The organism is Methanobrevibacter sp. (genome assembly GCF_045611865.1).
In the GTDB taxonomy this organism is placed as follows: domain Archaea; phylum Methanobacteriota; class Methanobacteria; order Methanobacteriales; family Methanobacteriaceae; genus Methanocatella.
Genome location: NZ_JAZKXX010000060.1, coordinates 109,300 through 123,379, shown reverse-complemented (window position 1 = coordinate 123,379; position 14,080 = coordinate 109,300). Strand labels below are relative to the sequence as shown.

Below are 14,080 nucleotides of genomic sequence, written 5' to 3'. Positions count from 1 at the left end.
CATGAATATTTTTAATTTTATAGATAATTAACTTTTATATCCTTATGAGGAATTGTTCTTCTAAATCTCTTTTTAGGATAACCAATGATGAAAGCAGAAAACATGTGCTTTTCTGGATTAATTTCCGGGAAAAATTCCATTAATCTATTATGGTTAATTTCATCAGCTTTGAGAATAAATAATGAATAAAATCCACCTAATCCTAAAGAATACGCAAGTAATTCCAAACGAGTATTAGCTATTACAGCACTTGTTTTATCAGCTGAAAATGTTAAAATAAGTTGTTTACCCTCCCATAGCAATGGATGAAATTCTTTTGAAGAATTATCCTTCAAATAATCGCCAAATTCTTTAATTCTGAAAAATTCATCTTCTTTGACTTTAATAATCTCATAGACAAGATGCATGAATTCATCAAGTTTTTCATCCAAAACCACAAATTCCACATCTTGCTCGTTTTGAGCAGATGGAGAGTAATATGCTCCTTCAAAAATCTTATCAAAAATTTCTTTATCAATTTTTTTATTTTTAAACCAGCGAATAGACCGCCTTTGTTTTAAAAATTGAAGTAAATCACCATATTCAACTGGAATTTCACGAGGATTATAATCCACTATCCTATCTTCAAGACCTTGGTATGATTTAAGTGTAATTGCCCCTTCCTTACAGATTGCCATGCAATGACCGCATTCGAAGCAATTACTACCAGTTTCAATTGCAAAATCTTCAACTTTAATATTATCACGAATACATACCTGCATACATTGTTTACATGCAGTACACAGTTCTTCATCAATTTTTAACTTGTATTCCATCTTGAATTACCTTTAAAATATTATCATTATCACTTAAAACATTAACATCATCTAAAGGATTTGAATTAACTAAAATCAAATCAGCAACATAATTTTCTTTTATTAAACCCAAGTTGTTAAAACCTAAAAACTCAGCTGCTTTAACTGTTCCACTAGCAATTGCCTCATCTGAAGACATTCCAATATCAGTTAAATGGATTAATTCTTCCAAGTTGTGCCCATGAGGAATAACACCACTATCAGTTCCCATCAATATGTTTACTCCTTCTTCATAAGCAACTGAAATGTTTTCCTTGTGAACTTTAACGACTTCCTTTAATTTAGCTGTCTTTTCAGCAGCATAACTATCCCAAGCTGGAAATCCGTTTTTATACAGAAATTGGTGAACCAAAAGTGTTGGAGTTAAGCTTACATTATTTTCAACCATTCTACATGCTGTTTTTTTATCAATGAAAGTTCCATGTTCAATTGATGAAAATCCCGCATCAATACAGTTATTCATTCCTTTTAAACTATGACAATGAGCTGAAACATTCATGTCATTTGCAGCTGCTTCATTAACAATAGTCTTAAGCTCTTTTTTATTGAATTGTGCAAATTCCGGTGAAGTATTTGTTGTTAAGACTCCACCACTAGCCATGACCTTGATAAAATCAGCACCTGCTCTTTTAACTTCACGAGTCTTTTTTAATACTTCTTCGACACCATCACATCTTCCTTTAGGAAAACCGGGATAGATAATTTCCATGTCAAAACCTGAAGGCAAAAGCAAATCAAAGTGCCCTCCAGTCATGACCAGCGGAGTAATGGACAAATGAACTTTTGGAGCAGTGAATAATCCCCTTTGTTGAGCTAATTTAAAGCTTAAATCAGCAGAACCGCAATCTCTAATTGTTGTAACGCCAGCATTGATTGTTTGTGATGCATGAGGAACCGCATTATAGAAATGAATTCCAAGCGGATTTGCCATGTTTTCTTCCTTGTGAAACCCCTTTGCAAAGATATGGCAATGACAATCAATAAAACCTGAAAGTAAGTAATTATCACCACCATCAATTATTTTCACATTATCCTTTGTGTTTATTGAAGATGAAATTTCTTTAATAATGTTATCTTCAATCAATACTTTCTGTGAAGTCTTTATCTCTTCAAAGGGGTTTACAATATTTACATTTTCAATTAGAGTTTGCATACTATCACTTACAAAATCTCAATAGTTCCGTTGTTCCCATCGACTTCAACCAATGTGCCATTAGTCAAGTCTTTAACAACTTCCGGAGAGTCAACCATTGGAATATCTGACATTATGGCCCCAGTAGCAATGATTGGTTCTGCATTTAAACAAATAATAGCTTTAGGAGCCGTATTATTTTTCATCATTTGAAAAATTACATAAGACCCAACGGTTGAACCTTTACCACCAGGGATAAATAAAACTTTGTCTTTAATAATTTCTCCTTTCAATTCGTGATTTGGATCAATCACTTCACCATTTTCAGGATTTACTCCACCAAGAAAACTAATTGGTTCTGAAGAAACTATTAATTCTCCTTTTCCTTTGCCTTTTGCTATGCTTCTACAATTAATCATAAACTCACTCTAGCCTAATAATTTATCTTCAACAGATTCTCCACGATTTAATGCATTTGTAGATATAATTGTATCTATTAATGCCCAAATCCATACAACAAACATGAGTATAGCTCCAATAAACAATAAAATAATTGATATGAATAAAACAAATGAAAGAATATAACCAATTAAAAACATTAATCCTTTATGATTTAATCCCAAATAGAACTGACCTAAACCTGGGAATATAACACTTAAAATAATAGCTATTAGTATATTTTTTTCTTTATATGAAGTTACAGAGGTTGTTTGAGTTGTACCGCTAGGATTGGTTAAATTAGCACCACAATCTGGACAGAACTTAAATTCACCATTAAGCTCATAACCACAATTAGGACAGAATCTGATATTATTTCTTGTTTCTTCTTGTTTTACTTCTTCTTCAGTTACCTCACTTGCACTAACAGGAATTGTTTCCTCCACAACAACAGGTTTTACCTCTTCACTTACAGCAGGCGTAACCTCTTCAACAACAGAGTTTACATCTTCATTTACAATCTGCGTAGCTTCTTCAACTTCAGGAAGGCGAGCTCCACAATTTTTACAAAATTTTGCTTGTGGAACTTCTTTTCCACAATCTGGACAAATTACCATATTATCACCTAAATTACATCTTTTTTCATAATTTCTCTTAAAACAGCAGTAGCATAAGAACCTTTATTTATTGAAAATTCACATAAAACACCATCATCCACAGGAGTAGCAGACGCATCCCACACTTGAAAACGCATTGCCCTCCTAAGTCCATGACTTCCAAGACGTGGCATTTTTGGGACTTCAAAATCTGATTTTTCTAAATTATAACTTTTTAATACATTTTCTTCCATTTCACCAACTTTTCCACCAGCATATGGAACTTTTGTACCATATAACGGACTTGTTGGATTGACTTCAAAGTTATCAATTAATTCTTGAAATTCCTCCGGAGTTTTATCTCGAACAATATGTTCTTCTTTATCAATAATAATATCTCCATCAATATATTTGTTAATTCCCATTTCAACTCTATTACTTACAGCTTCATTAAATAAATAAGATTGATAAGCATGGACAAACATTCTCTGAAGTGGTTTTGGAAGGGCATGAATTGCATTCATATAAGACTTATCTGTCAATTCTCCTTTTTTGGAATCTTTTATTAACTCCCTTATCATCATTTTTTCATATCTCATTCCCTTACCCATCAGATTAAGAGATTCTTCCAAATTCCCCTCATCATATGCCTGCCTGGCTTTTTGGTTTTCTTCATGCTCCTCTTCAGTTGGATTTCCAATATATCTATCAACAGCTTTGGCCAAATCATTTTCAACCAATGCTTCACCAACCAAATGAGTATTGGTTCTAGGTTTTCCAAATCTCTGCCAACCAAAGTAGTTAGGAACACCTTTAACTTCCAATTCTTTTAAAACTTCATTAGCAATATCTGCACTTTCCTGAATATCATCAAGGTCTTTAATTAGAATTTTGAATTTATTACCTTTAAGTTGGCCCATTCTAAGTTTTTTACGACCTCTGATAATCTTTAAAAAATCAGTTTTATAGATAGTTCCATCCAAAGCCTTAACCTGATTAAATTCCTCTTCTGAATTCATATTGGATATACAAATCCACTGACGAGTTAAAGCTTTTTTATCTTTCATTCCTGCAAATCCCATTCTCTTTCTTGAGATGTGTAAATCACGAGCTATGTCTAAAACAACATCCAATGTGGTTCTTCCCAATTTCTCAATCCAAATGTAGACATTTGGCCCTTCACCATCAGGAATGACTTCAGGAATTTCTTCAACGTAAAAATCTTCATATCTGTTTCTAATTGTCCCACCAATACCTTTCTGGTGAGTAACATAAGTATTAGCATTTAACATAATAATCACGGAAATAACAAATGCCCTGACCGGGATTTGAACCCGGGGAATGGGATCCGCAGTCCCATGTGTTATCCAAACTACACCATCAGGGCTAACAAAATAAGATAACATTTAAGTTTAAGTTTTTTATAGTATTTAATTATTACCATATCGATAATGTATAGGAATACTGGCCATAATTTCTTGAAGCTACCGAAACATCACTAGCCTTTGAATAATCCCCTGAAGAGGCCAAGACTTCGCCACTCAAAACATTATTCTCACTAAATCTATAATTTTTTAAATCATATGAATCAAGTTGATTACTGCATAACTCCGAAACATTCCTAATAGCTTCTTTTGAGTTTTCATTTTCATCTAAAATATTTGATATATCCCCAATAAATGTCCTATCCGTAACATTTACTTTTCCACTTAGAATTTCCATTATATCCTGAGCTGTTCTAATATCTTTTGAAGTATAGGAGTAATCTGGAGATGAAATTGAAATAGCCATGTTTAAAGCTAAAAATACAATTAAAATAAGTATAACCGCAAGAACTGCATCAATTATGTAAAAATTCCCTTTTTCATCTAACATGAAGAAAAATTGAATTTTAAAATATTAAAAAAATAGGGAAGTGCGACAATATGATTTTACATCAAGTCGCATCAAATCAGAAATCTTATTTATTCTCTAAAATATGTTTTATAACTTTATCTTTTTTAGCAATTGCTGCATCTGAAGCTTTTTGAACTTTTTGTTTCATTTCTTCAAAGTCTTCAGGAGTTGTTTCACCAACTAACTTTTTGATTTTAGTATAAGCCGCTTCTCTGAACAATGGGACTAATTTTTCACTAGAACCATCTTCCTTAAGTAAAATTGGTTCGCCGGAATTATTAACTTCACCAATTTCAGAAATTGCAACATCATATTTTGCAACTGCTTTTTTAATGTCACCAACAATTTCAGGAGGTGCAATTAACATTAATGAATCAGTTGAAACACCTAATGGATCAATGTTTAATGTTTCAAGCATGTTTAACACATTTGGTGCAACCATTTGTCTGATTTCTTTTTCATGAAACTCTAATCCTACACCAGTAGTATTTGATATTTCATGAGCGTCTCCTCTAAGACCACCATTTGTTACATCAGTCATTGCATGGATGTCTTTTACAAGGTCCGCTTCAAATAATGCATGTGATGCCTGAACAAAGTTTACGTTCATTGTATCCCACACAACATCGAAAAATCCGTTGTAAAGAGCGGTTGTTGTGATTGTTCCTCCTCCTGAACCTTCAGTTAAAAGAATAACATCACCTTCTGTAGCTCCTTTTCTTGCAGTTGGAGGATATGCTGATACACCAACACTTCCAACAGCTGAAACAAACCTATCACCTAAAACCATGTCTCCCCCGACACGCAAGGTACTTCCCGCTACAATTGGGACATCTACAAGTTCTGATACTGCAGCAACACCTGCTGTAAAGTCAAATATTTTAGCAACATCCCCATCGTCTGCAAGGTGAACATCGCTTAAAATAGCTACAGGATCTGCCCCCATAACACAAACATCCCTTAAAGTTGCACGAGTAACATGGAAACCACCTAAAAATGGATATTCACTTAATCTTGAGTGGATTCCATCAACTGCAGTTGTAATGTAAACTTCATCATTGTTAACTGGTGCTTTTACAACACCACCATCGTCCTGTTCTGATGGATTAACTAAAGAAGCAGTGTTGGTTGATGAGACTATCTCTGCGATTTTTCTGTGAACAAAGAAGTCACCTGCTCCACGGGAACCTACTCCCATCTCGCCCATTAAAACATCGGCCTTATTAACACTGGCTATTTCTTTTAAAAACTCATCATCACTTTCCTGCAATTTTAAAGTTGTTGAAACTTCATCAATTACAGCTTTAGCCATTTCAACAGAGTTTTCTTCTGATATCTTTTTGTATTCTCTAATTCTTACAGCCAAAATGTCTGCAAGATCATTATAATCATAATCATCGATTCTTGCTCTTACAAATCCTTCTATATCCATAGTTAAATCTCCAAATTAGTGAAATTTTTTAATATTTTAAGTCCAGCTTCTCCACTTTTTTCCGGATGAAACTGTGTTGAAAACAAATTATTCTGATTTAGAGATGCTACAACATCTCCACCATATTCACATACTCCTGCAATGATATTTTCATCATCAGGAACAACATGATAAGAATGAACAAAATAAAAGTATTCTCCACCAATACCTTCCAAAATAGGTGAATTATTTACTACTTTCAATTTATTCCAACCCATGTGTGGAATTTTAACACCTTCACCCAATATCTCAGCATGGCCTTTAAAGAGGTCCAGACCTTTAACACCTGGTGATTCTTCACTTGAGCTCATCAATACCTGCTGACCAAGACAGATTCCTAAAAATGGTTTGTCATCTGCAACATGCTCAAAGATAACATCTTCAAAAACTTTTAAATTTTCCATTGCACTTCCAAATGCTCCTACACCCGGCAAAACCAAATAATCACTATTTGCAATGACTTCCTTATCATCAGTTATTTGATAGTCAACACCAATTTTTTTAAATCCATTTGATATGCTTTTCAAGTTTCCACTTTTATAATCAATAATTGTTATCATTCGTTTAACCACTCCATAGCTGATCTAATCATTCCACCAAAGTCAGAAAATACTATTTCATTAGTTCCTAAAGTTTTTGAATGTGCATCAAGCTCTGCAACAACATGAGTATAACCTAATTCTCTTAGAGGTTCTACTAAACGTGGCCCATCAGTTACTGCAACAGATTCAGTGTCAAAATCTTCTATTGGAAACGCATGAGGAACACCGAATACAACAATTAAATCCAAATCTTTATCATTCAAGTATTCTGCTGCCTTATTTGCAGTTATAGGATATTCATCTAGTCCTCCAGTAATGAAATCTGGTTCAATATCAAGCTGATTTCTGATATTTACTGCATGTTGTCTTATTCTTGGAAGACCAACGTTTTCATCCAGGTTAGCTACAAAAATAGGTTTATTGTCTGGATTAATCTTTTTGTAGTCAAAATTTATAATATCTGAGAATAAATATGATGTTTCCTTTTTAACATTGAGTACAAAGGCAACTTTTTTATTGTCTTTTAGGGCATTTACAACTATTTTTGCAACGCTTTCTTTTGAATCACCAAAATTAGGTTTAATATACTTACCTTGTGCCATTCCACGAGTTTTTTCAACTTCAGTTGCTTTTTCAAGCATTTCTATTTGTCTGTCAGCCTCGGCGCGCGGTATAACACCACATTCAACAGCAGCATCTAAAACCATTATTGCACCAACAGTATTGTCTCCTTCACCGGATCCACCATGTGATTCGACTGGAATAACTGTACACGGCAAGTCTGCAGTTTCAATTGCCTCTTTTAAGTCTTCGCCAATTATCATACTTGCACAAGTTCCAGCAATGCCCATCAATTTTGGCTGAAACATATCATATGCTTCGATTAATGTATCAACTAATTTTTCACCAGCACCTAATATAAAATCATTTTCAGACATTCCTGTAGTTACGACACGTACACCGTCACCTTCTAAAAGCCTGGCTGTCCTAAAACAACACCCTGTAGGCCCATGCATTACAATAACGTCAACATTCATGTCCCTTAATGTGTAAAGGGTTGCAGCAATTGGACTTGGTCTTGGATGCATATTTTTTCACCTAAAAATTTTTAACAAATAAGTATTTTTAATTCTTAATTAATATAATTAATTAACAAATTCTGGAGATTGCATTATGGAACTTGACAAAAAAATTTTAGAGGAAAAAATTAGAGAATACAGAAAATCAAAAAGCTGTTCTGAGTCAACTTTAATGGGTCTTTGTGAAACCGCAGGCGCAGACATTACAACTGAAGAAATGATTAAATTAGGTTGTGGATTTGCAGGTGGAATGGGAGGAACATTCGATGAAGGAACATGTGGAGCTGTGACTGGAGCTTTGATGGCAAATGGTATTATTTTAGATGATACTGGGAAAATAAAGGCTAATGCTAAAGAGATTTTTAATACTTTTAAACAAGAATACGGAACAGTTAGATGTGATAAAATTACAAATAATGGTAAAGACAAATCACCTTGCGTTGACTGTTGCGTGTTTATTGCAAACAAAGTTGCTGATTTATTAGATGAATAGATATTATTCATCTTTTAAATATAACAACCTCACCATGACCTTTAAAAAAACACTCACTATTTTTTAATCTTAAACTTGTTTTAATTGTATCTTTTCAACCCCTAAAATAATATAGTAATACTTTTTTTAAATATATGCAATATATGAGTATTACTTAATAGTAAATTATTAATAATACAAAATAAATAGAGAAATGATGTAATTACTTGGAAAATAAGTATTACATCTAAAATTATTAGAGGAAAAAAATGAAACTGAAAAAAATAATTCCAATTTTGATTTTAATAACAGTATTATTTGTTTCATTATCTGCTATTAGCGCAGAAGCAGTATCTGATGAAACTGTAATATCTGAATCCACAAATCAAATTGATGACGTGATTTTAACAGATGGTGAAACCACTAACGATTATTATGTATCCCCTGAAGGATCTGACGATAATAACGGTACCCTAGATTCACCATATAAAACAATTGAAAAAGCGGTTGAAAAAACAACTGCTGATAAAGTAACAAATATCCACTTATCCGAAGGTATTTTCCAGGGAAATGGAAATGTTAACCTAAGTTTAACCAATAACATTAATTTAATAGGAGTTTCTCCAGAAAAAACCATATTAGATGGTTCAAATGCAAATTGGTTAGCAAATATGGATAATGGCATATTGACCATACAAGATTTAACAATAACAAATTTCTTCCTAAACATCAATAAAACTGATACATATGAAGGAATAATCACAAGTAACTCCGATGTTACTATAGACAATGTAATTATCTCAAACAATGTTATCAGAACAGAATTAGGAGCTGAAGAAGAAAAATCAACCATTTACACTGGAGTATTGTTCAGTACCGGAAAAATATACATCAACAACGTTACCGGATTTGACAACAGAATTGACAATACTGCAGGTACCACCTTAGCTGATTTAAGAAAATTAGCTGATTGGGGATGTGTAATTGGTTCATTCAACAGCACCATAATTGCAAATTCCAAATTCTACAACAATCAAGGAAGTAGATCCTCTGTAGTATATGCTCACACATTAACTACCTTAGACATTATAAACAGTACCTTTGAAAATAACGCTGCAACATACTGTGGTGGAGTATTCTTAGCATACTTAAACAGTACCACCCACATCAGCAATTCCTATTTCAAAAACAACAACGGAACCAATGCTGGAGGAATAATTTACCAACAAAGATACTGTAACATGTATGTCGACAACTGTATCTTTGAAGACAATTATGCAAATACCGGTGGTTCATTATATGCACACCACTACAGTAATCTTACTGCAACAAACTGTTCCTTTTCAACTGGCCGTGCAAGAACCGGTTCAGCAATTATTGGTGCAGATTTCGTTGTATTAACTATAACCGATTGTAAATTCAACAAAAATAACGCAAGTGAAGGAGCAATAATGGGAGATGAAGGTTGTCAAATAATCGTTGACCATTGTGAATTCACAAACAATATTGCAACATTCGGAGCAGCTGTATTCGGTGATATGATTAACAACATTACAGTTACAAATTCCCTATTAACCAATAACACTGCAACATACGGTGGTGCAATATTTGGAACCTTTGAAACCAATATCAGAATTTTAAACAACACATTCACCGAAAACAAAGCAGTTAACGGATCAGTTGTCTTTGTTGACAACACTGGTAAACTTGATGAAGAACCAGAAACCCCTGCATATGATGGAATAACTAGTTCTATTTATTCAAAAGACAACATATTTGTCAACAACACTTCCGAAGACAACTTATTAATCGTAAACTATGAAACTGAAAATAATCCTGTGTTAAAAGACACCCAAATTATTGTTTCAGACGTTACAACAACTGTTTATATTGCTGGAGACAACAAACAAAAAGTCAATGTTGAATTAAAAGACGCAGATGGAAATGTTTTATCTGAAAAAGAACTTTACATAATCGTGGCCGGTAACATATATGCAGAAAAAACTGATGCAAATGGAAAAGTTGAATTAGAATTAACCATTTCCAAAGTTGGAACTTATGATTGTGTTGTTTGTTTTGAAGGAGATAAAAATTATAAACCGTCAATTGCAACATCCAAAGTAATAGTAAATAAAAAATCAACAAACATTGTTGTATCTAAAGCAACTTTTAAAGCAAAAGCAAAAACTAAATCTTATTCCGTTACTTTAAAAGATGCTAATAATAACGTTTTAGCTAAAAAACAAATTATTGTTAAAATTAAAAACAATACCTATAAAGCTACTACTAACTCAAAAGGTGTTGCAAAAATCAACGTGAAACTAACTAAAAAAGGAACTTACACAGCTAATATAAGCTTTAAAGGAGATTCCATCTATAATAAAGTTTCAAAAACTGGAAAAATTATTATCAAATAAGGAGATTAATATCTCCCTTTTTTATTTTTTAAATTACCAAATAAACACCCAATAAAATAAACAATAAAATTACATTTAAAACAGTGAATATAATCAAAAACTTCACTTTAAACTCCTTATACTCACGAACAAGAATCTTATAGGAAATAAGATTTGCCATAGATGCTATAAGTGTACCCAAACCACCAATATTAATTCCAACAATAATAGCTTTATAATTAGTACTAAACGTAGTAATCAACACAGCAGCAGGAACATTGGAGATAATTTGAGATGAGATAATTGAAAAAATTACCTCATTACCCACAATCCACTTCTTAAGCAATAGACTTAAAAATGGAATATTCTCTAAATTTCCAATCAAAATGAAAAGTGCAATGAAAGTCAAAAGCAAATAGTAGTCAACACCTAGAAAAACACGTTTAAAGAAATTTTCTCTATCAAAACTAACTTCCCCCATATCGGGCAAATTGATGTTCTCCTTTGGAATGAAAAATGACACACATACCAAAAATACAGCAGATACAACAATATAAGGCAATAATAATAAGAAAAATGACCAAAATGGCATATGGGAAACTGTATACAATACGATATTATGTGGAGATCCAATAGGAAGAACCATACACCCCACATTAGCTGCAATAGTCTGCAGAGCAACAGTCAATATCAATAAATCCATCCTATTAACTTTTTTTAATGCAAGTATGGCAAACGGCACAAATATGATTAAAGTGATATCATTTGTAATAAATATCGCACTAAAAAAACAAGTGAAAACTAAAAATAAAACCAAACCGCGTGTGTTTTTAACCTTAATTAATAGCTTGTGAACCAGTATTTCAAAAATAGCCAAGTTTTTAAGAATTTCAACTACCACCATAATTACAAAAAGCAGTATTATAGTTTCCCAATTAATATAATTCAAATAATCAAGACTAGGTTTTACAAAAAAACAAGAAATAATTGCTAATATGACTGATACAGATAATATTATCTCATCTTTCATGAAATTAATACATTCATCAAATTCAACCATATTATCAATCACGAAAAAATTTAATCTGCATCCTCATCCAAAGTTTCCAGAAGAAAACTGACAGGCCTAAAACCATCATTGCATGAAATCATTGCAGATTTTTTATTTTTCATCCAACCATCATAAAAATCTTCAGCACCATTGGCCAACCCCAATACAAAAGGTGAAACACTCTCCCAGGCACTATCACAAAAATCATCTGGTTTAACCCATCCATTAGCAATGAAAACATCACCTATTTCAACATCACATTCGTGTTCAAGTGGATTTTCATATTTTTCAATTAAATCATCGTGCCTGACTTTTTTAACAACAGTAATTTTTACTTTTTTCATGTTATCACTTATCCAAAGCCATTAAATCGCTTTTTTCGTATTTATTATGTCCTTTTAAGCTTTTTTTATATTTCCAACATTTTATTGCATCATCTAATGATTTACCATTATTATCTTCAAAGAAATCCTTAACGTATTGATTGTATTGAAACTGTTTGCCAATGCTTGTTTTTTCTTTAGAATTTTGAATTTCATAGTATGCATCAATCGCATCCTTATATGTTTTATCTGGATTTGATTTAAGCCATTTTTGAAATTTTACTTTGAATTTAAAACCTTTACCTATTTCTTTTTCAAAAAATTCTCTTTTATCTTCGCTACATTTGAAATTTTCCCCTATTTTTGAATCCAGTTTTATTTCATTTACTTCATTAGGTAAAGATTTAGTGGTGGTTTCTTTTAAAGACTCACCAGTTTCAAGGTAGTGGATGATTCTTCTTTCCAAATCTTGTTTACTTCCACTTATTTTTAACCCTTCATCTCTACAAAAATCTTTTAATTCCTCTTTTAAAAAATAGTATTCATTGAATTCCTCAGGACTTAAATCTTTAGTTAATTTCATGAAAATCAGGACAATAAAAAAAAGTAGAGGTGTTAACCTCTTGTTACAATGCTGATAATGTCACCGTCTTTCAGTTCATAATCACTAGCTACACGCATTTTTGACCTTGCATCGACTGCATGCATGAATTTATCACCAATATCAGTGTGGACAATATAAGCCAGTTGTTTAGGAGTAGAACCTCTTTTTACCAAAAATCCATCCGGCAAAACATTACCTTTTTGATCTGTGTATTTATTTTCATCTTGAACAGGATAGACAACAATATTATCCAATAAGTCAAAAATACCATAATTTAAAGCATCTTGAACACCAGTGCTTCCATATACATCCAAAATATTGGTTTGAATATATTCCAACGCCTTCTTTTGAGGTTCAGATAACTCATCAGGTTTTAGGATTTCAAAATGATTATCACCTGAAACATAACTGATTAAACCTGATTCATTTGCTTTTACAAGTGCAAGCTCTGAATTTGCAGAAGTCGGAATTACATTTGGGTATTTTTCTTTAATCCTTTCTATATTCTCTTTAGAAGTTGGCAAGTCTGCCTTATTTGCAATAATCATCATTGGTTTTGCAATATGCAGGATATTTCTAGTTAATTCAATCAAGTCCTCTTCTTCCCATTTATTGTAATCTGGTTCTATGGTTCTTTTAGCTTCTATAATATCTTCAATAGCTATTCCAGTACCTGATAATTGGTCAAATAACACTTTTGAAATATCCAAATGCTCAGCACCGACTTTTCTTATAAGCCTTACCCAATTTTTTGAGAGTATTCCATACATCCACATTACAATCTCATTTTCCAAAAATTCCAAATCATCAAGTGGGTCATGACTTCCAGAATCGACAGGATTTCCTTCCAAATCGGTTGAACCTGAAGCATCAATAACATTTATAAATACTTTAGCTTGCATTAAATCATCTAAAAACTTATTACCTAATCCTTTTCCTTCATGTGCTCCAGGAACTAATCCTGCAACATCAATTAATTCTATTGGAAGTAATCTTTTTCCATCTATACAGATTGAATTGTGAGGGTTGCAGGTAACACCTAACTCCTTACATGGACAATCCTTAATTACATGAGCAACTGCTTTATTTGCATCAATAGTTGTAAATGGATAATTAGCCATTTCTACAACGGATGCGGTTGCTGAATTGAAAAAAGATGATTTTCCAACATTTGGTTTTCCACAAACTGCAATTTGAAGCATAATAATCACATTAAAATTAATAAC

General features: G+C 32.5%; 15 protein-coding genes and 1 tRNA gene. 2 read left to right on the top strand and 14 right to left on the bottom strand.

Annotation, left to right across the window (positions count from 1 at the left end; translation table 11 throughout):
• Window positions 1–17: 17 nt before the first annotated feature.
• The 10 genes from ACKI32_RS06270 to cfbD form a co-directional block, all read right to left on the bottom strand.
• On the bottom strand, window positions 18–815 hold the full coding sequence (locus ACKI32_RS06270; RefSeq protein ID WP_407414607.1) for a nitroreductase family protein: 798 nt from the start codon (window positions 813–815) through the stop codon (window positions 18–20).
• Window positions 793–2,007 carry an amidohydrolase family protein gene (locus tag ACKI32_RS06265; RefSeq protein ID WP_407414605.1) on the bottom strand — a complete coding sequence of 405 codons (1,215 nt, stop codon included), beginning with the start codon at window positions 2,005–2,007 and terminating at the stop codon, window positions 793–795. The genes ACKI32_RS06270 and ACKI32_RS06265 overlap by 23 nt, the downstream gene beginning before the upstream one ends.
• Window positions 2,008–2,015: 8 nt before the next feature.
• Complete coding sequence (locus ACKI32_RS06260) at window positions 2,016–2,405, bottom strand: DUF126 domain-containing protein (protein WP_407414603.1); 390 nt, start codon at window positions 2,403–2,405, stop codon at window positions 2,016–2,018.
• Window positions 2,406–2,414: 9 nt separating this feature from the next.
• Complete coding sequence (locus tag ACKI32_RS06255; protein ID WP_407414601.1) at window positions 2,415–3,041, bottom strand: zinc-ribbon domain-containing protein; 627 nt, start codon at window positions 3,039–3,041, stop codon at window positions 2,415–2,417.
• Between the two features lie 8 nt (window positions 3,042–3,049).
• A complete protein-coding gene (gene truD, locus ACKI32_RS06250; RefSeq protein ID WP_407414599.1) occupies window positions 3,050–4,312 on the bottom strand; it encodes a tRNA pseudouridine(13) synthase TruD in 1,263 nt (420 codons plus the stop codon).
• Window positions 4,313–4,333: 21 nt separating this feature from the next.
• Window positions 4,334–4,407 (bottom strand) — tRNA-Arg (locus ACKI32_RS06245).
• Between the two features lie 50 nt (window positions 4,408–4,457).
• Window positions 4,458–4,895 (bottom strand): hypothetical protein, encoded by a 438-nt coding sequence (locus ACKI32_RS06240; protein WP_407414597.1) that lies wholly within the window; start codon window positions 4,893–4,895, stop codon window positions 4,458–4,460.
• 85 nt (window positions 4,896–4,980) lie between these two features.
• Complete coding sequence (locus tag ACKI32_RS06235) at window positions 4,981–6,348, bottom strand: AIR synthase-related protein (protein ID WP_407414595.1); 1,368 nt, start codon at window positions 6,346–6,348, stop codon at window positions 4,981–4,983.
• A 2-nt stretch (window positions 6,349–6,350) separates the two neighbouring features.
• Complete coding sequence (gene hisH, locus ACKI32_RS06230) at window positions 6,351–6,947, bottom strand: imidazole glycerol phosphate synthase subunit HisH (RefSeq protein WP_407414593.1); 597 nt, start codon at window positions 6,945–6,947, stop codon at window positions 6,351–6,353.
• Window positions 6,944–8,017, bottom strand: coding sequence for a Ni-sirohydrochlorin a,c-diamide reductive cyclase catalytic subunit (gene cfbD / locus ACKI32_RS06225; protein ID WP_407414591.1), 1,074 nt, complete (start codon window positions 8,015–8,017; stop codon window positions 6,944–6,946). Before cfbD ends, hisH begins: the two co-directional genes overlap by 4 nt.
• 85 nt (window positions 8,018–8,102) lie before the next feature.
• Between cfbD and ACKI32_RS06220 the strand changes: the two genes are divergently transcribed.
• Window positions 8,103–8,501, top strand: coding sequence for a C-GCAxxG-C-C family protein (locus tag ACKI32_RS06220; protein ID WP_407414589.1), 399 nt, complete (start codon window positions 8,103–8,105; stop codon window positions 8,499–8,501).
• Between the two features lie 248 nt (window positions 8,502–8,749).
• Window positions 8,750–10,897 (top strand): hypothetical protein, encoded by a 2,148-nt coding sequence (locus ACKI32_RS06215; RefSeq protein ID WP_407414587.1) that lies wholly within the window; start codon window positions 8,750–8,752, stop codon window positions 10,895–10,897.
• A 28-nt stretch (window positions 10,898–10,925) separates the two neighbouring features.
• On the opposite strand, the gene ACKI32_RS06210 is transcribed toward ACKI32_RS06215, so the two are convergent.
• From ACKI32_RS06210 to ACKI32_RS06195, 4 genes are read right to left on the bottom strand one after another with little or no spacing between them, the layout of a single operon-like run.
• Window positions 10,926–11,948: an SLC13 family permease gene (locus ACKI32_RS06210; RefSeq protein ID WP_407414585.1), complete on the bottom strand. Its 1,023-nt coding sequence runs from the start codon at window positions 11,946–11,948 to the stop codon at window positions 10,926–10,928.
• Window positions 11,949–11,956: 8 nt separating this feature from the next.
• Entirely contained in the window at window positions 11,957–12,271 is a 315-nt protein-coding gene (locus tag ACKI32_RS06205) for a TIGR04076 family protein (protein WP_407414583.1), read from the bottom strand.
• Between the two features lie 4 nt (window positions 12,272–12,275).
• Entirely contained in the window at window positions 12,276–12,833 is a 558-nt protein-coding gene (locus ACKI32_RS06200; protein WP_407414581.1) for a DUF6434 domain-containing protein, read from the bottom strand.
• 32 nt (window positions 12,834–12,865) lie between these two features.
• Entirely contained in the window at window positions 12,866–14,056 is a 1,191-nt protein-coding gene (locus tag ACKI32_RS06195; RefSeq protein WP_407414579.1) for a redox-regulated ATPase YchF, read from the bottom strand.
• Window positions 14,057–14,080 lie beyond the last annotated feature (24 nt).